This window comes from Sphingobium fontiphilum (genome assembly GCF_014196635.1).
Classification (GTDB): Bacteria; Pseudomonadota; Alphaproteobacteria; order Sphingomonadales; family Sphingomonadaceae; genus Sphingobium; species Sphingobium fontiphilum.
On sequence record NZ_JACIEB010000001.1, the window covers coordinates 14,282 to 37,230 of the forward strand.

A 22,949-nucleotide genomic window follows, 5' to 3' on the forward strand; every position below is an offset into this window, starting at 1 on the left:
TGGCGGACTGAGCCCTTTCACCCCTAAGCGGCAGAGGTAAATTTTGGCTTAGCCTGTCAGCGTTAAGCGTCAGAATTTGATGAATGATTAGCGATCCATCCGAAACGGAGCCGCTGTTCGGCAGGGAACGGCCCCGGCATCGGCGCGTTGGCAGCCGGCCCGCAACAGGAACAGGCCCATTGCCCTTGATATTGCCGATTGACGCAAGCCGCCGTTCGGCCGCCATCGCCATCGCCCGGTCGCTTTGCATATTGGGGGTCGTTTATGTTCATGCCTGGACGGGGATAGGCAGCGCGGAATTGGCCGCGCTGCGCGGTACGGGGCAGGATGCGCTGCGCTGGACGTTGATGGAGGCGCTGGGGCGCAGCGCGGTGCCGTTGCTGGGCCTGATTTCTGGCTGGCTGGTCGCGTCGTCGGCGCGCTCGCGCGACTGGGGGCCTTTTGTCCGGCGCAAGGCGCGGTCAATCCTGTTGCCAATGATCCTGTGGAACGCGCTGGCCATTTCGCTGGTTTCGGGCGCCGCCTGGCTTTGGACCTTGCCCGCGCCGGTGCCCACATCATGGGAGTGGGTTGCGCAGGAATTGTTCATTCTAACCCGCAATCCCGACATCAATGTGCAGATGCCGTTCCTGCGCGACCTGTTCCTGTGCATGGTTGTCGCGCCCCTGTTGGTGCGTCTGCCCGCTGTCGCGTTGCTGGCGCTGGCTGGCCTGGCGGGCGTCGCCCATGTCGCGGGGCTGGGGCCGCCGGTGCTGATGCGCGCCGCCATTCTCTGTTTCTTTCTGCTGGGCATGGTGGCGTGGCGTTGGGGTTGGGCGGACCGCACGGTGGCTTGGCCGTTCTGGATGTCGGCCATGCCATTCGCTGTCGCCATGCCGGTGAGGCTGGCGCTGGCGCTGCAATGGGGAGCGCCGCAGGACAATATGGTGATGGCGGCGATCGACCTTGTCTCGCGGGTGGCGGCGGCTCTGTTTTTCTGGCGTCTTGCCTGGGCGCTTGTGCCGACGCGGGCGGGGGCAATATTGCGACGGATCGAACCCTTCGCCTTCTTCCTCTTTTGCGCGCACCTGATCCTGATCTGGCTGGGCGGGCCGCTGATCGGCCGGATCGTCGGGCGGATGGGATCGCCGCTCTATCCGCTGTTTCTGCTGCTTCAGCCGGCACTGATTCTGATGGCTGCGGCGCCTATGGCATCAGCTCTCAATCGGCTGTCCCCAGTCGCCGCCGCGCTGCTTAGTGGTGGGCGGCTGGGGCGACGCTGATCGACTGAGCGGCGGCCATGGCGATGCTGAAACTGCGATGGCGGGCGACGGGATCAAAAATTTGCCCGGCGATGATGACCTCGTCCACCTGCGTGCGGGCGATGAAGGCGGAAAGATCGCGGGCGACATCCGCCTGCGTGCCGATGCTGGACGCCCGAAGCGATTTGACCAGCATGTTGTGCGCCTGCGGGGGCAGGCTGTCGCGATAGCCGGGCACGGGCGGGGGCAGGAGGCCCGGCTGACCGGTCCATAGGGCGACGAAAGTCTGCTCCATCGAACTGGCGATCAGCGCCGCTTCCTGCGCCGTGTCGGCGGCAAAGACGTTGAAGCCGGCCATGGCATAAGGGCGGTCGAGCACGGCCGAAGGTTGAAAATCCCGACGATAAATCGCCAGCGCTTCGTCCAGCAGTTTGGGCGCGAAATGCGATGCGAAGGCGTAGGGGAGGCCCAGGGCGGCGGCCAGTTGCGCGCCATAATGGCTGGACCCCAATATCCACAGCGCCACGTCGGCGCCCGCGCCCGGCGTCGCGCGAAAGCCCAGTCGGTCGTCGCCCGCGAAATAACCCTGCAATTCCAGGACGTCGCGGGGGAATTGATCTGGCCCACTGGTGAGCATGCGGCGCATCGCCTGCATCACCCGCTGGTCGGAACCCGGCGCGCGGCCAAGGCCGAGATCGACGCGGCCGGGGAAAAGCGCGTCCAGAGTGCCGAATTGTTCGGCAATAACGAGCGGCGCGTGATTGGGCAGCATGATGCCGCCCGCGCCGATGCGGATGCGGCTGGTCGCCTGACCAATGTGGGCAAGCACCACCGATGTGGCGGCGGAGGCGATGCCCGCCATGCCATGATGTTCGGCGACCCAATATCGGTGATAGCCCAGTTCTTCGGCATGGGCGGCGAGCGCGGCGGCGCGGGACAGGGCGGTGGCGACGTCGCTGCCGCGCGTGACGGGCACCAGATCGAGCAGGGAAAATTTCGTCATGCGCCGTCATATGGGAGCATGACAGCTTCTATTCCACCAAGATTTTATCCGGCGCGGCCGAAAGTGGCGGGGCGAGGGTCGGCGCGACGGCCAAAGACGGGACGGCGCGGCACCAACGGATTGGCTTCGCGGTCCAGTTCGGCCATGGTTTCAGTGAAACAGGGCCGCAGGGCGACCACGATTTCAATCAACTCTTCGGGGCTTTCGCGAAATTCGACGCAGCGGCGCGCGGTCATTTCGATCTGTTCGGCCATGGCGCTCAGCCGCCAGGCGCCGAACTGGGCGGATTCGCCCTTCAGCGTGTGCGCGGGAATAACGAGGGCGGCGGCGTTGCGATCGCGGAAAGCCTGCTCGACGGCGGTGATCGCCTTGTCGCCATCTTCCCGGAAATAGCCCAGAATGCGAAGGAAACCGGCGCCCAGTTCCGCCCGCACCCGGCCGAAATCCGCCCAGTCCACCAATGCTCTTTCCCGATGCGGCACGCGCACGCTCCCTGCCATTACGGCCTTGGAATACACCTTCAGCCGTAAACGAGGGGTTAAGAGGAGGCGTCCGATCCCCGCTCGATCCGGAAATGATCCGCCCCGATCCCGCTCAGCGTCCAGCCCTGTTCGCGCGCCAGCGCGGCCAGTTCGGTGGGGGCCTGCGGATCATCGGCGCGGATGATGATGGCGCTGTGTTCGCGCAGGGCGCGGGCGGCGCGCAGCACCGGCCAGGGGCATTTCATGCCGCGCGCGTCCACCTCGAACGCGTCATTTGCTGGCATAGGGGTTCTTGGCGCTGCGCAGCGTCAGGCGCACCGGCACCGCGCCAAAGCCCAGTTCCTTGCGAATGCCGTTAACCAGATAGCGGCGATAGCTTTCAGGCAATTCGTCTAGCCGCGTGCCGAACAGAACGAACGTCGGCGGGCGGGTCTTGTTCTGGGTGATGTAGCGCAGCTTGATGCGCTTGCCGCCGGGGGCTGGCGGCGGGTTGGCCTCCAGCGCGCGTTCGAACCAGCGATTGAGTTGCCCCGTCGAAATGCGCTGCGACCATGCCGTGCGCGTTTCAAAGGCGACGCGGATGATTTCGTCCAGCCCCTTGCCCGTCGCGCCCGACAGGGTGAGGATCGGCACGCCGCGTATCTGCGCCAACCCGTCGGACAGGGCCTGCTTGATGCCCTGATAAAGGGCTGATCCGTTTTCCACAGTGTCCCATTTGTTGAGGCCGATGACGAGCGCGCGCCCTTCCTCGATCACACGGTCGGCGATGCGCAGATCCTGCGCCTCCAGCCCGCGCGTAGCGTCGAGCAGCAGGACGACGACCTCGGCGAAATTGACGGCATTGAGGCCATCGGACACGGCCAGCTTTTCCAGCTTGTCCTGCACCTTGGCGCGCTTGCGCATGCCCGCCGTGTCGATCAGGCGGACCGGGCGGACATTGCCGTCGGCGTCGGTCCATTCCCAGTCGACGGCGATGCTGTCGCGGGTGATGCCCGCCTCCGGCCCGGTCAGCAGACGGTTTTCCCCCAGAAAACGGTTGATCAGGGTGGATTTGCCCGCATTGGGGCGACCAACGATAGCGAGCTTCAGGGGCGCGGATTCAAAATCCAGTTCATCCTCCTCGACCGGCGCTTCCTCCTCTTCGCGGTCGATATGGGGCAACAGCGCCTGGAACAGGTCTGCCATGCCCTGGCCATGTTCGGCCGAGAAGGGGATGGGGTCGCCCAGACCCAGGCCGAAGGCTTCCATGACGCCGCCATCAGCGGCCTTGCCCTCCGCCTTGTTGGCGACCAGCACCACCGGCGCGTCGCCTTCGCGCAGCCAGCGGGCGATTTCCTCGTCCAGCGGAGTGATGCCCGCGCGCGCGTCGATCAGGAACAGGGCGACGTCGGCGCTTTCGACCGCCGCCTGCGTCTGCATCCGCATCCGGCCCGGCAGGCTCTGGGGGTCTTCATCCTCATAGCCGGCGGTGTCGATGATGGTGAAATCGACGCCCAGCAGGTTCGCTTTTCCCTCGCGCCGGTCGCGCGTGACGCCAGGCTGGTCGTCGACCAGCGCCAGCTTCTTGCCGACAAGGCGGTTGAAGAGGGTGGACTTGCCCACATTGGGCCGCCCGACAATGGCAACTGTGGGCAGCATGATGAGGGCCCTTATTCCTTTCTTGCGCGCCGCCTTAACGCAGGGCGGTCAGCTTGCCGTCATCCGCCAGGATGTACAGCATGTTGTTGGCGACGACCGGCGACAGGGACATGGATTTGCCCATGTCCACCTGCGCCTGGATGGCGCCGCTGGTCGGGTCGACATAGTTGAGGTCGCCCTGCGTCGAAACCAGCAGCAGGCGGCTGCCCGCCAGCACCGGGCCGGTCCAGCGGATCGCGCCCTTCTTGTCCTTCACATCCTTCCACCGGCGCAACTGGCTGATCCAGCGAATCTTGCCGGTGGCGCGGGCGATGCACAGCAGCTTGGCGTCGCTGGTGACGACGAACACCCATTCGCCCACGACCCAGGGGGTGGAAATGCCCGCAACATTGATTTCCCACAGCCGCTGGCCGCTGACCAGTTCGTAGGAGGCCATGCGGCCGCCCTGACCGATCACGAACACGCGGCCGCGGTCGATGACCGGATTGGCGTCGATGTCGGTCAGCGATGCGACCGCGGTCGAAATGCTGGTGCGCGACAGGGCGTCGCCCCACAGGGTGCGGCCATTTTCATAACGATAGGCGGTCAGTTCGCCCGAACTGTAGCCCGCGATCACCGTGCCCTGCGCGGCGGCGGGGGCGGCGACGCCGAACACGCCGGTCGCCTGCAACGTGCCGCTGTCGGTCCACACGACTTCGCCGTCGCTCTGGTTAAGCGCGAATATCTGGTTGTCCTGGCTCATGACATAGGCATGGCCATTTTCGAGCGTCGGGGCGCCGCGCAGCGGGCCGCCGGGGCGCTTCTTCCAGATTTGCGCGCCGTTGGCGGCGTTGAGGGCGAACACGTCGCCAACGCCGGTCGAGGCATAGACCCGGTCGCCCAGCACGGACACGCCGCCGCCAAACAGGGCGCGGCCATTGCCTTCGGCGGGCAAGGGCGTCTGCCAAAGGCGGGCGCCGCTGGCGGCGTCGAATGCGATGACGCGGGCGGAAGAGTCGATCACATAGAGCTTGCCGTCGGCGACCACCGGAGATGAAGCGAGCCGGGCTTGTGGCGTCGAGCCGTCAATGGAGGCGGTCCAGGCCGTGGATGGGGAACCGGAGAGCGAGAGATTGCCCATCGCCTTCGACGGCACGCCGCCCGGCTGGCTCCATTCGCTGTTGATATAGGGGGCGGGCAGCGCCACGCCGACGTCGGCAATCGCAGGGTCGACCTCGATCCCCTGTTCGGATGACAGGATCGACATGCGGTTGCCCAAAACCGGCGTCTTCGGCCCGCCCTTCTTGCCGCCGATAATGCCGCAACCGGCGACCGTCGCCAGCAACAGGGCGGCGCTTAGCACACGGCCCGTCGAACCCATGAATTTCATGCCATCCATCCCCAATTTGTCGCCCAACATCGGTCCGATCAGCCTTCGGCGCCATTGGCCGGAGCCTCAATCGCATCGACCCCCAATAGTCCCGCCATCTGTCGCGCGCGTGAACGGATAGTCTGCGGCACCGTGTCATCCTTGGCCATGGCGGCAAAGATCGGCCCGGCCAGATCGCGCTTGCCCATTTTCATATAGGCGATGGCGACCAGTTCGCCCGCGCTGCCGAACCATGCATTGCCCTCGATCGCCAGCGGCTTGAGCCGGTCGACGATTTCCTGCGGCTTCAGGCTGTCAAATTCCAGCGTCGTCTGGCGGATCAGCGCCAGATCGCGATAGGGCTGGGCCAGCGATGTGTCGGCCGCCATCGCCTTGTAACTGGCGATGGCGGCTTTGGTGTCGCCCTTGCGCGCGGCGACGCCCGCCTCGACCAGCCGGGCCGATGCGGCGAAGCCGGGCTGGCTCGCGTCGGTCAGTTTTTTCAGCGCCTTGGCATCTGGCGCGCCGCCACCGCCGGCGCTGTCAATCACCTTGGCCATTTCTTCCGACACGGCCTCTGACTGTGTTTTGCTGTGATGTTGCCAATAGAGCCAGCCGCCAAAGGCCGCGAGGCCCAGGATGATGACGGCCACCAATAGGCGGCCATAACGCTCCCAGAATGACAGAAGCTGGTCCTGCCGGACCGCTTCGTCGACTTCGCGCATGAAGGCTTCGCTATTCTGTGGCGTCAAGGCCAAGGGTAATACTCCGAAAATAGCCGGGAAACCGCCCGGAAGGCGCGATCTTTAGCGGGCGCGCGACAACAGGCAAATCACTTTTTGGGCCGATAGACCTGTTCTTGCGTCGGAAAGGCGCGGGAACGAACTTCGCCCGCGTATCGTTCCGCCGCTCCGCTGATTGTTTCCGCAATATTTTCATAGCGTTTCACGAAACGCGCGACGCGGTCGAACATGCCCAGCATGTCTTCGGTCACCAGCACCTGGCCATCGCAATGAGCCGAAGCGCCAATGCCGATGACGGGAATGGCGACGCTGTCGGTAATCGCGATGGCCAGATCCTCCATCACCCCTTCCAGCACGACGGCAAAGGCGCCGGCATCGGCGACGGCGCGGGCGTCGGCCATGATCTTGGCATGTTCCTCCTCGCTTTTGCCGCGTGCGCCATAGCCGCCCAGCGCGTTGACCGCCTGCGGCGTCAGGCCGACATGGGCCATGACGGGAATGCCCCGCTGGCTCAGGAAAGCGATGGTGTCGGCCATGGCCCGTCCACCCTCCAGCTTGACCGCGGCCGCGCCGGTTTCCGCCATGACCCGGCTGGCGCTGGCAAAGGCCGCCGACGGCGATGCTTCATAGCTGCCAAAGGGCATGTCGACGATGACGACGCTATGATAGCTGCCCCGCACCACGGCGGCGCCATGGGCGATCATCATGTCCAGCGTGACGGGCAGGGTCGATGGCAGGCCATAGATGACCTGGCCCAGCGAATCGCCGACCAGCAGCATGTCGCAATGCGAATCGAGCAGTTGCGCCTGCCGCGCAGTATAGGCGGTGAGCATCACCAGCGGTTCGGCGGTTGTGCCGTCGACCTTGCGGCGCTGAATGGCGGGCACCGTCAGCCGCTTCATCGGCGCGGGCGTGGGATTGGCGCGGCTGGTCGCGGTGTCGAGCGTGAAAGTGGTGGACATGGCGCTGATCTAGCCGAGCGAGGCTCCCCGCGCAAATCACGAAAAAATGCGGGGGTGGCCTGATGGCGCCACCCCCGCGAGTTGCCGTAACAGGGGACCGTTCAAAAACCGGCCTTGATCGTCAGGCCATAGGTGCGCGGGTCACCCGGCTGACCAGCGATCAAACCGGTATTGCCCGGCGTTGTTGCCAGCAACTCCATATAATCCTTGTCAAATATGTTGCGGACCCAGCCATAGATGTTGAGGCCGTCGTCGTTGCGAAAGCCTAGCCGCAGATTGTTGAGCGCATAGCCCTTCACATCCATGTAAATGGATCGGGATGCGTTGGACGAGAATTTCGAGCGATAGCTGCCGTCCCAACCGATGTAGAATTCACCGTCGCCGCCAAAGAGCGGGGTCGGCACGTTGAATTCGACGCCATAGGAGAGCGACCATTTCGACACGCCCGGTAGCAACTGGCCGGAAATGTCGCAGGTCGGCGGGCTGGAACTGCCGCCCGACAATTCCGGCGGGCAGGGGGCGTTGGTGAATGTGCGATAGGTGGCCTCGGTATAGGATGCGCTGGTATAGGCGTTGACCCGTTCGGAGGGGCGGATGGAGAAATCCGCCTCCGCGCCGCGCGTGCGCACCTTGCCCGCATTGGCGAGGTAGCCGCGCAGCACTGCGTTCTGACCATTGTTCACGATCGCCTGATAATCCTGGATATCCGTCCAGAACCCGGTGAGGTTGAGCGTCGCCTTGCGATCCCAGAACTGGGTTTTCAGGCCGATCTCATAATGGTCGACGGTTTCGGGTTTCACGTTTGCGACCGACAGTTGCGGTACGCCAGCACTGTCCAGCGGCACGCCGTTCAGGTTGATGCCGCCCGACTTGAACGCCTTGGAATAGGTGGCGTAGGCCATCACGACATCGCTGACCTTGTAGGATGCGGTCAGGCCATAGGACAGGTTCCAGTCGCTAAACGATGTCTTGAAATATTGCGGGGGCAAAACGCCGCGTTGCGCGACGATCCACGGGTCGCTGGCATAGGGGCCGCTGAACAGCACCAGTTGCCGCGTGCCGTCGGACGCGGTGCCGGTGACCACCGAATTATATTCGCCGGTCTTCTTGTCATAGTTGATGCGCACGCCCGGCTGAATGTCCAGCCGGTCGGTGACGTGCCAGGTAAGCTGGCCAAAGGCCGCCGCGCTGCTGTTTTTGAAGCGGATGTCGTTGTCCGCCGTCAGGCCGTCGAGCACTGCGGGATTTTGCGACAGGGCGTTGGTAGGATTGAGCAGCCATGCGCTGGCCGCCGGCCCCTGAACCTGACTGCCGGTGGTGTGCAGCTTTTGATGGAAGCCGAACAGGCCCGCCACGAAGTCGATCGTGTCGCCGGTCTGTGCATAGCGCAATTCCTGCGTCCATTGCGTCTGGCGGGTCGGGTTCTGCGATTTTGTGGTGATCGGCAGGCCGGTGAAGTCGCGGTCGTTGGACGGATCCCAGGCCCAGTAGCGCCAGGCGGTGATGGAGGTCAGCGTGCCTGCCCCCAGATCCCACTCCGCACGCAGCGATGCGCCGCCCAATTCGTTGCGGGCGTTGAGCGTCGCGTCGAGATCGGTCAGGCGATCATAGGGGTTGGTGCTCGGTACGCTATACCCCTGTGCGGCGCTGAGCGCCGGATATTGGCGATTGGTCGCGCGCTGTGTGGGGCCGTATCCGGCGTAGATCTGGGCGCAGCAATTGGGGTTTTGCAGGTTGAAATCGCCCGACAGGGTGATGTCGAGATTGTCCGTAGCCTTCCACAGCAGCGCGCCGCGAATGCCCAGAAAATCCTGACCGTTCACATGATCGTCGGTCGCGACATTGTAGATGGTGCCGTTGCGGCTGGTCGCCGCGACGCCCAGGCGAATGGCCAGAGTGTCCGACAGAGGCCCGGAAATCGAGGCCTTGCCTTGTTTGAAGCCCAGATTGCCGACAGAAATCTCCGCCTTGCCCTCAAGGGTGAAGCTGGGCGCCTTGGTCGTTATGTTGATGGCGCCGGCCGTCGTGTTCTTGCCATAGAGCGTGCCCTGCGGCCCGCGCAGCACCTCGATCTGCTGGATGTCGACGAAGTCGAGCGTCGCGGCGGCGACACGGTTGTAGTAGACTTGGTCGACATAGATGCCGACGCCCTGTTCGATGCCGTCATTGGTCAGGCCCAGCGGCGCGCCTATGCCGCGAATGTTGATCGAACTGTTGCGCGGATTGGTGGAGAAGAATTGCAGGCTGGGCTGCAACTGCTGAAGCCGCGTGACGTTATAGCTGCCGGTCTGCTCAATCGTCTGGGCGTTGAGGACGGAAACCGCGAGCGGCACGTCCTGCAACTGTTCCACACGACGTCGGGCGGTGACAACGATATTGCCATCGCCTCTGTCCCCGCTGGCTTCGGTAGCGGGAGGCGCATCCTGCGCCTGTGCGCTGGATGCGATGAAGGGTGCGCCCGCCACGGAGGCGAGCAACAGGAAACGCGCGATCATATTGGTCCCTTTCTGCCGGATGTCCGGTGTCTTTTGGATCGCGGCGTCTCCGGTGGTCCGGTCGAAGCCTTTTTTTCGGTGTTTGCCGACCGCTGTTCAGGCGGTCAGCCGGGTTCTTTCCGTCACGTCGATCTGGACGACACGGGCGTCATGCACCGTGACCGTGATCGATCCGAAACGCAGATGTTCCAGAACGGAACGCAGCTTTTCGACGCTGGCGACGATGTCCTTGCGCTCGTGCGGCGCAACGCTGGTCGGGTGCTGGTGGCTCATTATCATCTCTTGCTCGTGTTTATCTCAATTTATTCAATAGACAAATAACTTAAAATAGGGAGCGATCAAGCTTTGCTTGCCGCCCCTCAATGTCGCGTCAGCGGGGCGGCGCACCCAGTTGGCGCGATGATTCCTGCGGGCGCAACGGCACGGCGGGACGAAACTGGCGCATGGCTTGCGCCTGATCCTGAGCATGGATGACGAGGCGGTCGAGCAGGCTTTGCCCAAAACCCCAGTCTCCCAAGCCCGAATCCGCGTTAATGTGGCCGCTGAAGCCTGCATCCACAAACTCGCTACCCCAATATTTGCCGATGCTGTGGACCCTTTCGAAGAAAATATAGGGATCGTTCCGACTGCCCACGACGATCGTGGGGAAGGGCAGGGGCACGCGCGGGACGGGGCCGAAACCGCCGATCGTCTCCGGCGTTTCCATGCGGTCGCAATCAGGCGGCGCAACCAGGAGCGCGCCTGTGACCGGCCAGCCATAGGCCTGACTTTGCAAGGCCCCCCACCAGGCGACGGCGAGGCACCCCAGGCTGTGCGCGGCCAGCACGATGGGGCCGGGCGTTTCGCGGATGGCCGCGTCCAGCCGCGTCACCCAGCTATTGCGGTTAGGACTGGCCCAACTGCCCAGGTCGACGCGGCGGCAATCGCCGCGGGTTTCTTCCCAGATGCTTTGCCGGTGACCGGGGCCGCTGTTGTTGAGACCGGGAATCGTCAGCACGACGGGCTGACGAGCGTCATCGACATATCCGAAACGGTCCATGATTCTGGTCCTTTCCTTTGCCATGGCCCCATTCTCTAATATCTATAATAATAGTAGACAATAGGCAAGCGCCCAAATGTGGCGAAATGTGGATGGCCCGCCGGATGCCATCGCGCGTTAACATTTCGGGCACAGGCAACCCAAGGCGCACCGATGGGTTTCGCCTTCACCACGGACGAGGAGTAGGATGATGCAGATCAATCGAAGCGGGTCGGCAAAATGGAGCGGCGGGCTGAAAGACGGCAGGGGCTCAATCTCCACCCAGAGCAAGGCGCTTGATGACCATCCTTATGGTTTCGCCATGCGGTTTGAAGGGGTTGCGGGCACCAATCCGGAAGAGTTGATCGGCGCGGCCCATGCGGCCTGTTTCACCATGGCGCTGTCGAAGATATTGGGTGAGGCCGGGCTGACCGCCGACGCGATGGAGACCAAAGCGGTCGTGACGCTGGAGGAAAAGGATGGCGGTTTCGCTATCACGGCCAGCAAGCTGACTTTGAAGGCGACGATTCCCGGCGCGCAACAGGCGCAGTTTCAGGAACTGGCGGCGCTGGCCAAGGCGAACTGTCCGGTTTCCAAGTTGCTCAACGCCCAGATTGATCTGGAAGCCGAGCTTCTGGGCTAAATCCTGTTCGGCTGGCGCGAGCGTATATGTTCGCGCCAGCCGATATAGGCGCCTGCGCCGATTATCATCGCTGCGCCGACCCATGTGGTGGCCATCGGCCATTCGCCCCATAGCAGGAAGCCGAGCAGTGTCGCCCAGAGGATAGAACTGTAATCCATGCCCAGCACGACCGATACGGGCGCATAACGCAGCGCCGCCGTCAGAAACAACTGGGCGAACGCGCCAACGACGCCCGTCAACACGAGCAGCCCCCAGGTGACAGGATCATGGCCATGACCGAAAAACGGCATCAACAGGGCAAGCGGCGGCAGCGATAACGCGGTGAACCAGAAGACAATGACTCCGGGGCTTTCCGTGCGGCCGAGGTCGCGGATCACCAGGCTGATGCAAGCGGTCAGAAAAGCCGCAGCGAGGGCAACGGCGACGCCAAAGGCGGCGAAGTGCCCGGCATCGGGCCGCGCGATCACCAATATGCCGGCGAAGCCTACCAGAATGGCGCTCCAGCGATGGATGCCGGTCGCCTCCCGCAGCACGACTGCGGCCAATATGGTAGCAAACATCGGCATGGTGAAGCCGATGATGGTCGCTTCAGTCAGCGGCAGAAGGATGAAGCCGCCGAAATTGCATGCCAGGCCGAGCAAGCCCATCATCGCGCGCAAACCGTGTTTGCCGATGCGATTGGTCCGGACGGCGCGGGGGCCATCGCGCAGCGCGATGAACGCGAAAACCACGGGCATGGCAAAGAGCTGGCGATAAAACACCGTCTCTACCAGCGTGACGTGCCGATCCGCGGCGATTTTCCCCAGCGTAAACATCGACGTGAGGAACAACATCGCCAGCAGGCGGAGCGCCATGCCGAGCAACGGCCGATCGGGACGATGGGGGGCAGGTTGCACAATGGCGGGCGGGGCGGGCGATGACATGCCCCCATCCCTTAAGGCCGCGTCTGCCCCTGACAACAGGGCAGACGCGACAAAGTGGCTATTGGACGGGCTTGCGGAATTTCAGCGTCATGCGGTCGCTTTCGCCGATGGCGAGATATTTGTCCTTGTCCACTTCCTTGTTCCGCAGCACGGGCGGCAGAGTCCAGACGCCCTTTTCCCAATCGGCGGTGTCCTCGGGATTGGCGTTGACTTCCGATGCCGCGACAAATTCGAACCCGGCCGCCTCGGCAATCCGGCGAATGGTGGAGACCTTCAGGTAGCCGCTGCTCTTTTCGAGCGCGCTGTCGCGGTCTTCGGGCAGGCGGTGATCGACGATGCCCAATGTGCCGCCGGGCTTCAGGGCGGCGAAGAAGGCGGCGAAGGTTTCGGCTTCCTTGCCGCCCATCACCATATTGTGGACGTTGCGGAAGGTGAGGAGCGTATCGACGCTGCCTGCCGGGATTTGCGCTGTTTCCTCGGGATAGGCGATCACCTTCACCTTGTCGTAAACCGCCGGATTGGCGGCCAGAAAGGCCTTGTATCCCGCCAGATAGCCGCCCGTCGGTTGAAGCGCATAGAAGGTTCCATGGTCGCGCAGCAATGGCGCCAGGATTTCGGTATACCAGCCGCCGCTGGGCGCATATTCGACCACGGTCTGGCCCGGCGCGACCCCGAAAAAGGCAAGCGTTTCGGCGGGGTGTCGATATTTGTCGCGCGCGACATTGGCCGGTGTGCGGCTGGGCGCGGCAACGGCCGCCGCGATCGGATCGGCGGGCATGGCGTGGCCCGCATGGGCGTTATGATCGGCCTGTTGCGCGGCCAGAGGCAGGGCGGGAAGCGCGATGGCGCCAAGCAGCAAGGCGGCGCGCGGGAAAGATAACATGGGGGCGATCCTCTCATGGGGGAAGGGGTGCCCCGATGTGCCGTCCGGTTCGCGCCGACGCAAGAGGGCCGACGGACAAATGCCCGCCAGCCATCATTCGTTACAAACTTGCCCGTGGTTACAGGCAGGCTTCCAGAAAAGGCTGATCGAAACCGAACATGCGCGCCTTGTCGAGCGTATAGGGGCGCAGGCCCATAGAGCGATATTCACCGATGATCTTTCCGCTGTCGTCCTCGTCATGATATTCGAACTTGAACAGTTCCTGCGTGACGATCACGTCGCCTTCCATGCCGATCACTTCGGTCACATTGGTGACGCGGCGCGAACCGTCGCGCAGGCGCTTCACCTGGACGATCAGGTCGACCGAATCGGCGATCTGTTTGGAAATGGCTTCCTTGGGGATTTTGATGTCGCCCATCAGGATCATGTTTTCCATACGACCCAGGCATTCGCGCGGGCTGTTGCTGTGGAGCGTGCACATGGAACCATCATGGCCAGTGTTCATCGCGGCGAGCAGGTCGAAACATTCCGCGCCGCGGATTTCGCCCAGGATGATGCGATCGGGGCGCATACGCAGGGCGTTCTTGACGAGGTCGCCGATGGTGATCGCGCCATTGCCCTCCAGATTGGCGGGCCGCGTTTCCAGCGGCAGCCAGTGCGGCTGTTGCAGGCGCAGTTCGGCCGCGTCCTCGATGGTCAGCACGCGCTCGCCCGGGTCGATCATCTTCGACAGGGCGTTGAGCATGGTGGTCTTGCCCGAACCCGTTCCGCCCGAAATGACGATGTTGAAACGACATGCGCCGGCGATTTTCAGCGCCGTCGCCATTTTCGGCGACATTGCTCCCCATTGCGCCAGCATGTCGATGGTGATCGGCTTCGCCGAAAATTTACGAATGGAAATCGCGGTGCCGCGCAGCGACAGCGGCGGCACGATCACGTTGACGCGAGAGCCGTCGGGCAGTCGGGCGTCGGCCAGCGGCGTGGTCTGGTCGACGCGGCGGCCGACCTTGTTCACGATGCGCTGGGCGATCTGGAACAGATGCTCCTCATCGCGGAACTTGATCGGCGCGATCTGCAGCTTGCCCTTTTTTTCGATATAGGTCTGGTCCGGGCCGTTGACCATGATGTCGGTCACGTCCGGGTCGGACAGCAGTTCCTCCAGCGGGCCAAGGCCCAGCAATTCGTCGACCAGCACCTTTTCCAGCGCGAACTGTTCGCGCCGGTTCAGCGTGAATTTCAGTTCCGCCAGCACTTCCAGGATGATCGGGCGGAATTCCTCGGCCAGTTCATCCTTCGTCAGCGTGGCGGCCGCTTCCGGGTCGACACGCTCGAGCAGGCGGGGCAGCACCTGTTCCTTGATTTTGTGGACGCTGGCCTCAAAACCCTGGATTTCCGGTTCGCCCGAATGCTCGGCATTGGCGCGGTCGGTCAGGCGCGCCATCGCGTCGGCATTGCGCTGCATCTGGCTGGTCGGCGCGGACAGCGGGTCGAACGGCGTTTCGCCGGGCAGGGCGGCGATGTCGAGTGGCGGGAACTGGTCGCCGCCTTGTTCGTCGCGCCGTGTCCCGGGGCCATGCATCGGCCTGGCCACACCAAAGCCGGGCTTCATGCCCGCGGGTCCGTTCTTCCGTCCAAACGCGCTCATATGTCTCCGCCGGTTTCTCGTCGCGCCCCTGCTTCGCAGAACAAGGGTCAGCCAATGATGGTCGAAGAAGGTGAATAGGCTGGAAACTTTGACAAATGCCTAATGGCGGGGCGTCGGCCGAAGGCGATGAGCGCCAACGACAGCAGCCCCAGCGCGCTGACGGCCCAGCCGAGCCGTTCCTGCCACAAGGTCACGCGCTCTATGCGATATTCGCCGGGCACAGCCTGAAAATGCAGCAAGGGTCCGCTTGCGGGTGTCGCAGCGCCATCGTGGACCACTCGCCAGATCGGGAAGGCGGCGCGACCCAGTGTGACCGGGCCTGGCTGGTCGACGATGATCCTGTCGGTTCGCGGCAGCCCGCGCCAGGGTGACAAGTCCGCCCAGCGGTCGAAGGCGTCGACCCGCCGGGCGTCGAAACCGGCGGGCAGATATTCAGGCGCATCGGGCATCTGGCGCGTGATGCGGGGCAGGTCGACGCCCTTGTAGAGATTGCCGGCGACCGTGACCGCGGTGAAGCAGAGCGGCGGCAGCAGCATCGCCCCGCCCAGCATCCAGTGGACCCGTCCGGGCCAGCGCCCGGCGATGGCGGTGACCGCCGCAAATTCGGCGATCACCAGTGCGCGCCAGGGAAATTGCACCTGATTGAGCAGGTCTATGTCCCACAGGAAGGGGATAAGACGGACAGAGGCCAGCGCGGTAAAGACGGTGATCGCCGTCCAGAAACCGCGCGCGGGCCAGGCCAGCAGGATGAGGGCCAGCGCCATGCAGGGGAAAAGCTCAACCTCCCGCGTCCATATCGACCAGTCCGTGGCGCGATAATGGCGCGTCCACAGCATGTCGGCGGAAATATGGCCTTGCAGGGTGAGCGCGGGCAGCAGGAAGAAGGCTGCCAGCGCGAAAGCGATCAGGCCGGCCGTTGCACCGGCAAGCGGAATCCGCCAGCCAGCCAGTGCGCGCCGCGCCATCATCGGCGCGATCAGGAAAAGCCCGGCCAGCTCCGCCGTCGGCAGATGAGTGAGCAACAACGCGCCATAGGACAGCGCAAGCAGCACGATGCCCCGGCGATGGGGCAGGCGCTGTATTCCCAGAGCCGCCAGCGGCAGCAGCGCATAGGCGGCATGTTCGGCCAGCGCTCCCCGCACCAGCAGGTCGAAAAGATGATAGGGCGCCAGCATGTAGAGGATCGCGCCCGCCATCGGCCGAGCGCCGCGCTCCGCCAGCCAGGCGTGCATGGCGAGGCCAGACGCCAGCAGGAACAGCAGCCCTGCGACATGGACCGCCTGAAATGTCGGCAGGCCGATGGCGTCCAGCGCGCCGGAGACCCAATAGGCGATGGGCGGATAGAAATAGAAGGTCGGGCTGCCGAGCCCCTCAAAACTTTGCGGGAGCCAGCGGGGGTAAAACTCGCCCGCCTGCATCGCCGCGCCGAACTGGCTGGTCCAGACATAGTTATACAGGTGCGAATGCGTCGCCCCCGGCCCGAAAATCAGGCTGGGCAGGCTGAGCAGCAGCGCGATCAGGACCAGCAGGGCCAGATTGCGTTGGTCAGGCAGGGCGGGCAAAGGCGCGTTCATCCCCCGCCTTGTCGCGCAACATGGTAAACGAACCGTAAGCTTTTGCGGAGCCGGATACCAAGCGTTAACCATTAGGACCGATAAGTCCGATCCATCCATTGGTCGGGAAACCGTATGTCTGAACGCACAGCCCTGTCTATCGTCATTCCGGTGCTTGACGAACAGGACAGCCTGTCGCTGTTTCTGGATCGCGCCCGCCCGGCGGTGAACCGCGCGCTGGCGCTGATCGGGCCGGATGCGCGGGCGGAATATCTGTTCGTCGACGATGGCAGCACCGACCGGACGGCCGACATATTGATGCTGTTGTCGCGGCTCAATCCCGATGTCCGTTTTCTGTCGCTGTCGCGCAACTTCGGCAAGGAGGCGGCGTTGGCCGCCGGTATCGACCATGCGCGCGGCGATGCCGTCATCCCCATTGACGTCGATCTTCAGGATCCGCCCGAAGTCATCATCGACATGGTGCGCCACTGGCTGTCGGGCGCCCGCGTGGTCAACGCCCGGCGCGTCGACCGTTCCAGCGACGGATGGCTGAAACGCTGGACGGCCCATGCCTTCTACCGCGTCATCAACCGCATGTCGGACCATCCGATCCCCGAAAATGTCGGCGATTTCCGGTTGCTTGACCGGGAAGCGGTGGAGGTTCTGCGGCGGCTGGGCGAACAGGCGCGCTTCAACAAGGGTCTGTTTTCCTGGATCGGCTTTCGCGTCGCCACCGTCGACTATGAGCGCGCGCCGCGAGAGGCTGGGGCGACCAAATGGCGCTGGGGCAAGCTGTGGGCGCTGGCCATTGATGGAATCACGGCGTCGACCACCATGCCGCTGCGCATCTGGTCCTATATCGGCGGCGGCATTGCGATGCTGGCTTTTGGCTACGCCGCCTTCCTCGTCATCCACACGCTGATCACGGGCGTCGACACGCCGGGCTATGCGTCGATCATGGTCGCGGTGCTGATGCTGGGCGGCCTTAACCTGATGAGCCTGGGCATCATCGGCGAATATCTGGGCCGGGTGGCGCGCGAAGTGCGCAACCGCCCGCTTTATGTCGTGGCGGCGGGCGAACATGCGCCCTCCAATCAGGAACAGAAGGACAAGCCATGGACCGCGCAGCCTATCAGAGCATGAACGCGCAGGAGGGCGAACATTGGTGGTTCGTCGCGCGCCGGGCCATCATCGACAGCCTGATTCGCAACCATGTGCCCTTGCCAGCCGATCCGCGCATATTGGAGGCGGGATGTGGCACCGGCGGCAATCTGGCGTTGCTGGCGTCCCACGGAACGCTCGACGCGCTGGAATATGATGAGGATGCGCGCGCCATCGCGGCGGCGCGCGGACTGGCGCGGGTGGAGGTGGGCGCGCTGCCCGACCGGATCGGCTTTGGCGACACGCGCTACGACATGATCGCGCTGCTCGACGTGCTGGAGCATGTCGATGCCGATGAGGCGTCCTTGCGCGCTCTGGGCGCGCGACTGGCCGATGGCGGGCGCATTTTGCTGACCGTGCCGGCGGTGCCATGGCTGTGGTCGGAGCATGACGTGCTGCACCATCACAAGCGCCGCTATACCCATGAACAACTGGTCGCCGTGGCGCAGGCGGCTGGCCTGAAGGTAGAGCTTTCGGGCTATTTCAACAGTCTGCTCTTCCCGCTGGCGGTGGCGCAGCGCGTCGCGCACAAGCTGCTGCGGAGGGATGCGCCGCTCGACGCGCGGCCCGCGCCCTGGCTCAACGCCGCCCTGCAACAGGCCTTTGCCGTTGAGCGGCATATGCTTGACCGGGTCCGCTTCCCGATCGGCCTGTCACTTTACGCCGTTCTTTCCGCCTGACGGATCATTGTCCAGGTTGAGCGGGCTGGGCCATTGCCCGTCCCAGCAGCGCGCGGGCTCCTGTGCGCTGGCCAGCGCCGGGTGCGCCGGGCGGATCAGCGCGGGCATTTGGGGCAGCGGCGCCAGATAGGAACCTTTAGGGAAAACCGCGAAATTCTGGTCCCATGCCTTGAAGAAGGTGCAGCGCACCTGAGGCGCGGCGGGAAACAGGAAGGCGCGGCGGATTTCGGAGAGGCCGGTAAGGCTGCCGATGGCGAGCACCGCCAGCAACCAGGTGCGGACAGCGCCGCCTTCCGCAATCTTGTCGGCCACCATCGCCGCGACGATGGCGAGAGCGGTGATCGACCCGCGCATCATGAAGTCGATGGACCAGCCGATCTGGACGATGGGGATCAGCATCAGCCAGGCAAAGGCCAGCCACAGCGTATCGCAGCCGAAGCGGGCGGATGACCCCGCCAGCAGCAGGGGGATCAGGAAGGGCCATGTCTCCAGCGCCTGAAACGTCGCCCACTGGGTGAAGGGCAGGGCGATGACGCGCAGCCCGACATCGTCGCCCGCCGCGCCCATGTAAAACAGGCCGGGTATCGCCATCAGGCTGGACATGGCGGGGACGGCGATGTCGCTGACGGTCAACCGCCGGGCCAGCAGCGTGCGAACGCCCGCCAGCGCGGCGAAGGGCATTGCCCCCATCAGCCCCAGCGGCGACCACAGCGCCGTCATCGGCAGCAGCGCCAGAAACGCGATCAGCGGCCATTGCTCGCGCCGCCACAGCATATAGCCGACCGCGCCGATCCATCCGGCCAGCGCATGTTGCGGCACCCAGAAAGCGAGCGTGACGGTGGAGGAATATTGGATATTGGCCCAATCCTCCATATGGCTCGACATCGCGCCGTTGATGAGCAGGTCGCCAATGGCGTCCATGCCGCTGAACACCAGAAAGACGACAAGCGCCACGATCCGCGACCGCCGGGTGGCAAACAGCATCGACGACAGCGCCAGCACGATCCCGATCATCAGGGCGTTCTGAACCAGCAGGGCAATGTCAGCGGCGCGCGGCCCGAACGCCTTGAAGACAAGGGCAGGGGCCAGGAACATACCGATCGGCGCGCGCAGCACGTCGGGCACCGGCCGGTGGGTGTAGACGAAGGGCCAGGGGTTGACGCCCATGTCGTGCAACACGGCGAAGCGCACCTGCCAGTCGACATTGGCATAGAAGAAGCGCCCCTCGCCGCCAAGGACCAGCAGGATGAGCGCGATGAGGATGCAGGTCAGGAGCGTTCCGCGCGACGGCCCGCCCGGAAAGCCGCGCATTGCCCGCAGCACGCCGCCGACGATCAACAGGGTCGCGGCAGTGCCCAGCGCATAAGCCCACCATGGCGCGACATCCAGAAAGCGCCACAGCAGCATCTGTCCGCCCGACAGCCAGATCAGCAGCGCGGCGACCAGCCCACCAGCAGACGCCGGGCGCGCCAGCCAATGGGTCAGGTCGCCTTGACCGGCGGTGTCGTTCGGTGTCGCCCCCATGGCAGCCGCCATAAGCAAGCCGCGCGCGCAGGTCGAGAGCGCAAAGCAAAAGGGCCGGGATGATCCCGGCCCATGCGAATGTTTCGATCAGGCGCAGCGCCCTGTGCGGAGTAAGTGCGCCGCCCAAACCACCGCCCTTTCGGCTGTCCGGGCGTCAGCCCGCCTTTTCAGCGAGGACCGTCAGGCCCTTTTCATTCACTTCGGCAAAGCCGCCCTGCACCGGGATGACTTCCGGCGCGGCGCCTGCGTTGGCAAAAATCTGGATGCTGCCGTCGCGCACGGTCGACATGAAGGGCGCATGGCCTTCCAGAACGCCGAAATCGCCGTCTGTGCCGGGAACGACCACCTGATAGACCTCCTGCGAGCGGACCAGCTTTTCCGGGGTCACGAGTTCGAAATGCAATGCCATTCTTATTTCCTTCTCCCTCTCCCCTTCAGGGGAGAGGGTCGGGGAGAGGGGGCTGGAGCAGCAAGGGCCTTACAGGCCCCTCTCCCGCCTTCGCTTCGCTCGGCACCCTCTCCCCTGAAGGGGAGAGGGAATTCGTTTACGCCGCTTCGGCGGCCAGCTTCTTCGCCTTTTCGATGGCCTCGTCGATGCCGCCGACCATGTAGAAGGCGTTTTCGGGCAGATGATCATATTCGCCATCGACCACCGCCTTGAACGACTTCACCGTGTCTTCGATCTGGACGAACTTGCCCGAAATGCCGGTGAAGACTTCGGCGACGTGGAAGGGCTGCGACAGGAACTTCTGGATCTTGCGCGCACGGGCGACGGTGAGCTTATCCTCTTCGGACAGCTCGTCCATGCCCAGAATGGCGATGATGTCCTGAAGCGACTTGTACTTTTGCAGGATCGCCTGAACCGCGCGGGCGGTTTCATAATGTTCCTGACCGACGACGCGGGGTTCCAGAACGCGGCTGGTCGAATCCAGCGGGTCGACCGCAGGATAGATGCCCAGTTCGGAAATGGCGCGGTTGAGAACGGTGGTGGCGTCCAAGTGCGCGAACGAGGTCGCAGGCGCCGGGTCGGTCAAGTCGTCCGCGGGGACGTAGACGGCCTGCACCGAGGTGATCGAACCCTTGTTGGTCGAGGTGATGCGTTCCTGCAGCGCGCCCATGTCGGTGGCGAGCGTCGGCTGATAGCCCACGGCCGAAGGGATACGACCGAGCAGAGCCGACACTTCCGCGCCCGCCTGCGTGAAGCGGAAGATGTTGTCGACGAAGAACAGCACGTCCTGATTTTCGACGTCGCGGAAATATTCCGCGATGGTCAGGCCCGACAGGGCGACGCGGGCGCGGGCGCCCGGGGGCTCGTTCATCTGGCCGTAAACCAGCGCGACCTTCGACCCTTCGCTGATCGCGTTGCCGTCGGCGTCCTTGGCGATAACGCCGGCGTCGAGGAATTCGTGATACAGGTCGTTGCCTTCACGGGTGCGTTCACCCACGCCCGCGAAGACCGAGGTGCCGCCATGGCCCTTGGCGATGTTGTTGATCAGTTCCTGGATGAGCACGGTCTTGCCCACGCCCGCGCCGCCGAACAGGCCGATCTTGCCGCCCTTTGCGTAAGGGGCGAGAAGGTCGATGACCTTGATGCCGGTGACCAGAATGCTGGCGTCGGTCGACTGGTCGACGAATTCCGGGGCCTTGGCGTGGATCGGCGACTTGAGTTCCGTCGCGACCGGGCCGCGCTCGTCAATCGGTTCGCCGACGACGTTCAGGATGCGGCCGAGCGTGGCCGGGCCGACGGGAACGCTGATCTGCGATCCGGTGTCGGTGACCTCCTGACCGCGGGTCAGACCGTCGGTCGAATCCATCGCGATGGTGCGGACGGTGTTTTCACCCAGATGCTGGGCGACTTCCAGAACAAGGCGCTGGCCATTGTTGCTGGTTTCCAGCGCCGAAAGGATCGCGGGGAGAGCATCAGGAAAGGTCACGTCGACGACGGCGCCGATGACCTGCGAGATGCGGCCTACATTGTTGGTGGTTGCCATTGCTTCGTTTCCTTGCCTTCTACGTCTCTTCAGGCCGTCACCCCAGCGAAGGCTGGGGTCTCATGCCTCAATGTCCTGCTCCGCCGCCAGAGATGCCAGCTTTCGCTGGCATGACGACAGGGTTATAGCGCCTCAGCACCAGAAATGATCTCGACCAGTTCCGTCGTGATCGCGGCCTGGCGGCTGCGGTTGTACTGGATGGTCAGCTTGTTGATGAGGTCGCCGGCGTTGCGGGTCGCATTGTCCATGGCGGTCATCGACGCGCCCTGTTCGGATGCGTTGTTTTCCAGCAGCGCCTTGAAAATCTGCACCGTCACGTTGCGCGGCAGCAGGTCGTCGAGGATCGCTTCCTCGCTCGGTTCATATTCCACCGTCGCGCCGATGGCGTTGCGGTCGGCGTCGGCGGGGATCTTCACCGGGATGATCTGCTGTTCGGTCGGGATCTGCGCCAGAGCCGACTTGAACTGCGAATAGAAGAGGTGGGCGACGTCGAACTTGCCGTCGAGGAACATCTTGCCGAGTTCCTGCGCAATCGCCTGCGCCTGGGCGAAGCCGGGCTCCTTGACGCCGGTCGTATCATATTGCGCCACGATCATGCCGGGGAAGGTGCGGTTGATGACCGGGCGGCCCTTGCGGCCGATCAGGTAGAACTTCACCGTCTTGCCTGCCGCGATCAGCTCTTCGGCCTTGGCGCGGGCGGCCTTGACGATGTTGGCGTTGAACGCGCCCGCCAGACCACGGTCGGAGTTGGCGACGACCAGCAGATGGACGTCATCCTTGCCGGTGCCCGCCAGCAGCGGGGAAGCGCCCTCGCCCGAACCGCCTGCGATCTTGCTGGCGAGGCTGGCGACGACCGCTTCCAACCGGCTGCTATAGGGGCGCGCAGCCTCAGCCGCGGCCTGCGCCTTGCGCAGCTTCGCGGCGGCGACCATCTGCTTCGCCTTGGTGATCTTCTGGGTCGATTTCACCGACCCGATGCGGATCTTCAGTTCCTTGAGGCTGGCCATGACGAACCT

General features: G+C 64.1%; 22 protein-coding genes. 4 read left to right on the plus strand and 18 right to left on the minus strand.

Annotated elements, in window-relative coordinates:
- Positions 1-191 precede the first annotated feature (191 nt).
- Positions 192-1,262, plus strand: coding sequence for an acyltransferase family protein (locus tag GGR44_RS00065; protein ID WP_246344247.1), 1,071 nt, complete (start codon positions 192-194; stop codon positions 1,260-1,262).
- Here GGR44_RS00065 and GGR44_RS00070 read toward each other — a convergent pair.
- The 10 genes from GGR44_RS00070 to GGR44_RS00115 all read right to left on the minus strand — a co-directional run bounded on the left by GGR44_RS00070 (position 1,234) and on the right by GGR44_RS00115 (position 10,951).
- Entirely contained in the window at positions 1,234-2,244 is a 1,011-nt protein-coding gene (locus GGR44_RS00070; protein WP_183953424.1) for an LLM class flavin-dependent oxidoreductase, read from the minus strand. The genes GGR44_RS00065 and GGR44_RS00070 overlap by 29 nt on opposite strands.
- A 44-nt stretch (positions 2,245-2,288) precedes the next feature.
- Complete coding sequence (locus GGR44_RS00075; RefSeq protein ID WP_183953425.1) at positions 2,289-2,726, minus strand: Hpt domain-containing protein; 438 nt, start codon at positions 2,724-2,726, stop codon at positions 2,289-2,291.
- A gap of 56 nt (positions 2,727-2,782) precedes the next feature.
- Positions 2,783-3,010, minus strand: a complete 228-nt coding sequence (locus tag GGR44_RS00080) for a sulfurtransferase TusA family protein (RefSeq protein WP_183953426.1) — start codon at positions 3,008-3,010, stop codon at positions 2,783-2,785.
- The gene (gene der, locus GGR44_RS00085; protein ID WP_183953427.1) at positions 2,997-4,364 is read right to left on the minus strand and encodes a ribosome biogenesis GTPase Der; all 1,368 of its coding nucleotides are present in this window, start codon (positions 4,362-4,364) and stop codon (positions 2,997-2,999) included. Before der ends, GGR44_RS00080 begins: the two co-directional genes overlap by 14 nt.
- Before the next feature lie 34 nt (positions 4,365-4,398).
- Complete coding sequence (locus GGR44_RS00090) at positions 4,399-5,733, minus strand: outer membrane protein assembly factor BamB family protein (protein WP_246344248.1); 1,335 nt, start codon at positions 5,731-5,733, stop codon at positions 4,399-4,401.
- A 38-nt stretch (positions 5,734-5,771) separates the two neighbouring features.
- Positions 5,772-6,470 (minus strand): tetratricopeptide repeat protein, encoded by a 699-nt coding sequence (locus tag GGR44_RS00095; RefSeq protein ID WP_183953428.1) that lies wholly within the window; start codon positions 6,468-6,470, stop codon positions 5,772-5,774.
- Between the two features lie 74 nt (positions 6,471-6,544).
- Complete coding sequence (panB, locus tag GGR44_RS00100; protein ID WP_183953429.1) at positions 6,545-7,417, minus strand: 3-methyl-2-oxobutanoate hydroxymethyltransferase; 873 nt, start codon at positions 7,415-7,417, stop codon at positions 6,545-6,547.
- Between the two features lie 101 nt (positions 7,418-7,518).
- Entirely contained in the window at positions 7,519-9,912 is a 2,394-nt protein-coding gene (locus GGR44_RS00105) for a TonB-dependent receptor (RefSeq protein ID WP_183953430.1), read from the minus strand.
- Positions 9,913-10,008: 96 nt separating this feature from the next.
- Positions 10,009-10,185, minus strand: coding sequence for a YezD family protein (locus GGR44_RS00110; RefSeq protein ID WP_246344249.1), 177 nt, complete (start codon positions 10,183-10,185; stop codon positions 10,009-10,011).
- Between the two features lie 97 nt (positions 10,186-10,282).
- Positions 10,283-10,951: an RBBP9/YdeN family alpha/beta hydrolase gene (locus GGR44_RS00115; RefSeq protein WP_183953432.1), complete on the minus strand. Its 669-nt coding sequence runs from the start codon at positions 10,949-10,951 to the stop codon at positions 10,283-10,285.
- 190 nt (positions 10,952-11,141) lie between these two features.
- Between GGR44_RS00115 and GGR44_RS00120 the strand changes: the two genes are divergently transcribed.
- On the plus strand, positions 11,142-11,573 hold the full coding sequence (locus GGR44_RS00120; RefSeq protein WP_183954165.1) for an OsmC family protein: 432 nt from the start codon (positions 11,142-11,144) through the stop codon (positions 11,571-11,573).
- Here the strand turns inward: GGR44_RS00120 and GGR44_RS00125 are convergent.
- The 4 genes from GGR44_RS00125 to GGR44_RS00140 form a co-directional block, all read right to left on the minus strand.
- Positions 11,570-12,496, minus strand: coding sequence for a DMT family transporter (locus GGR44_RS00125; protein WP_183953433.1), 927 nt, complete (start codon positions 12,494-12,496; stop codon positions 11,570-11,572). The genes GGR44_RS00120 and GGR44_RS00125 overlap by 4 nt on opposite strands.
- Positions 12,497-12,554: 58 nt before the next feature.
- Positions 12,555-13,379, minus strand: coding sequence for a class I SAM-dependent methyltransferase (locus tag GGR44_RS00130; protein ID WP_183953434.1), 825 nt, complete (start codon positions 13,377-13,379; stop codon positions 12,555-12,557).
- Between the two features lie 118 nt (positions 13,380-13,497).
- Entirely contained in the window at positions 13,498-15,024 is a 1,527-nt protein-coding gene (locus tag GGR44_RS00135; protein ID WP_183953435.1) for a TadA family conjugal transfer-associated ATPase, read from the minus strand.
- Between the two features lie 47 nt (positions 15,025-15,071).
- Positions 15,072-16,598 (minus strand): 6-pyruvoyl-tetrahydropterin synthase-related protein, encoded by a 1,527-nt coding sequence (locus GGR44_RS00140; protein WP_183953436.1) that lies wholly within the window; start codon positions 16,596-16,598, stop codon positions 15,072-15,074.
- A gap of 114 nt (positions 16,599-16,712) precedes the next feature.
- On the opposite strand from GGR44_RS00140, the gene GGR44_RS00145 reads away from it, so the two are divergent.
- Together GGR44_RS00145 and GGR44_RS00150 are read left to right on the plus strand one after the other, a co-directional pair.
- On the plus strand, positions 16,713-17,720 hold the full coding sequence (locus tag GGR44_RS00145; RefSeq protein ID WP_183953437.1) for a glycosyltransferase family 2 protein: 1,008 nt from the start codon (positions 16,713-16,715) through the stop codon (positions 17,718-17,720).
- Positions 17,693-18,418: a class I SAM-dependent methyltransferase gene (locus GGR44_RS00150; RefSeq protein WP_183953438.1), complete on the plus strand. Its 726-nt coding sequence runs from the start codon at positions 17,693-17,695 to the stop codon at positions 18,416-18,418. The genes GGR44_RS00145 and GGR44_RS00150 overlap by 28 nt, the downstream gene beginning before the upstream one ends.
- On the opposite strand, the gene GGR44_RS00155 is transcribed toward GGR44_RS00150, so the two are convergent.
- From GGR44_RS00155 to GGR44_RS00170, 4 genes are all read right to left on the minus strand, one after another.
- The gene (locus GGR44_RS00155; protein ID WP_246344250.1) at positions 18,392-19,954 is read right to left on the minus strand and encodes a hypothetical protein; all 1,563 of its coding nucleotides are present in this window, start codon (positions 19,952-19,954) and stop codon (positions 18,392-18,394) included. The two genes, GGR44_RS00150 and GGR44_RS00155, sit on opposite strands and share 27 nt — an antisense overlap.
- A 142-nt stretch (positions 19,955-20,096) precedes the next feature.
- Entirely contained in the window at positions 20,097-20,351 is a 255-nt protein-coding gene (locus GGR44_RS00160) for an ATP synthase F1 subunit epsilon (RefSeq protein WP_183953439.1), read from the minus strand.
- Positions 20,352-20,487: 136 nt separating this feature from the next.
- On the minus strand, positions 20,488-21,933 hold the full coding sequence (atpD, locus tag GGR44_RS00165) for a F0F1 ATP synthase subunit beta (protein ID WP_183953440.1): 1,446 nt from the start codon (positions 21,931-21,933) through the stop codon (positions 20,488-20,490).
- Between the two features lie 122 nt (positions 21,934-22,055).
- Entirely contained in the window at positions 22,056-22,940 is an 885-nt protein-coding gene (locus GGR44_RS00170; RefSeq protein ID WP_183954167.1) for a F0F1 ATP synthase subunit gamma, read from the minus strand.
- Between the last annotated feature and the right edge of the window lie 9 nt (positions 22,941-22,949).

Bases quoted from the DNA above. Each gene is read 5' to 3' on its own strand.
- panB (WP_183953429.1), bottom strand. From the start codon at position 7,417: ATGTCCACCACTTTCACGCTCGACACCGCGACCAGCCGCGCCAATCCC.
- GGR44_RS00160 (WP_183953439.1), bottom strand. From the start codon at position 20,351: ATGGCATTGCATTTCGAACTCGTGACCCCGGAAAAGCTGGTCCGCTCG.
- GGR44_RS00080 (WP_183953426.1), bottom strand. From the start codon at position 3,010: ATGCCAGCAAATGACGCGTTCGAGGTGGACGCGCGCGGCATGAAATGC.
- GGR44_RS00105 (WP_183953430.1), bottom strand. From the start codon at position 9,912: ATGATCGCGCGTTTCCTGTTGCTCGCCTCCGTGGCGGGCGCACCCTTC.
- atpD (WP_183953440.1), bottom strand. From the start codon at position 21,933: ATGGCAACCACCAACAATGTAGGCCGCATCTCGCAGGTCATCGGCGCC.
- GGR44_RS00150 (WP_183953438.1), top strand. From the start codon at position 17,693: ATGGACCGCGCAGCCTATCAGAGCATGAACGCGCAGGAGGGCGAACAT.
- GGR44_RS00145 (WP_183953437.1), top strand. From the start codon at position 16,713: ATGTCTGAACGCACAGCCCTGTCTATCGTCATTCCGGTGCTTGACGAA.
- der (WP_183953427.1), bottom strand. From the start codon at position 4,364: ATGCTGCCCACAGTTGCCATTGTCGGGCGGCCCAATGTGGGCAAGTCC.
- GGR44_RS00135 (WP_183953435.1), bottom strand. From the start codon at position 15,024: ATGAGCGCGTTTGGACGGAAGAACGGACCCGCGGGCATGAAGCCCGGC.
- GGR44_RS00140 (WP_183953436.1), bottom strand. From the start codon at position 16,598: ATGAACGCGCCTTTGCCCGCCCTGCCTGACCAACGCAATCTGGCCCTG.
- GGR44_RS00090 (WP_246344248.1), bottom strand. From the start codon at position 5,733: ATGAAATTCATGGGTTCGACGGGCCGTGTGCTAAGCGCCGCCCTGTTG.
- GGR44_RS00125 (WP_183953433.1), bottom strand. From the start codon at position 12,496: ATGTCATCGCCCGCCCCGCCCGCCATTGTGCAACCTGCCCCCCATCGT.
- GGR44_RS00120 (WP_183954165.1), top strand. From the start codon at position 11,142: ATGCAGATCAATCGAAGCGGGTCGGCAAAATGGAGCGGCGGGCTGAAA.
- GGR44_RS00130 (WP_183953434.1), bottom strand. From the start codon at position 13,379: ATGTTATCTTTCCCGCGCGCCGCCTTGCTGCTTGGCGCCATCGCGCTT.
- GGR44_RS00070 (WP_183953424.1), bottom strand. From the start codon at position 2,244: ATGACGAAATTTTCCCTGCTCGATCTGGTGCCCGTCACGCGCGGCAGC.
- GGR44_RS00115 (WP_183953432.1), bottom strand. From the start codon at position 10,951: ATGGACCGTTTCGGATATGTCGATGACGCTCGTCAGCCCGTCGTGCTG.
- GGR44_RS00110 (WP_246344249.1), bottom strand. From the start codon at position 10,185: ATGAGCCACCAGCACCCGACCAGCGTTGCGCCGCACGAGCGCAAGGAC.
- GGR44_RS00155 (WP_246344250.1), bottom strand. From the start codon at position 19,954: ATGGCGGCTGCCATGGGGGCGACACCGAACGACACCGCCGGTCAAGGC.
- GGR44_RS00170 (WP_183954167.1), bottom strand. From the start codon at position 22,940: ATGGCCAGCCTCAAGGAACTGAAGATCCGCATCGGGTCGGTGAAATCG.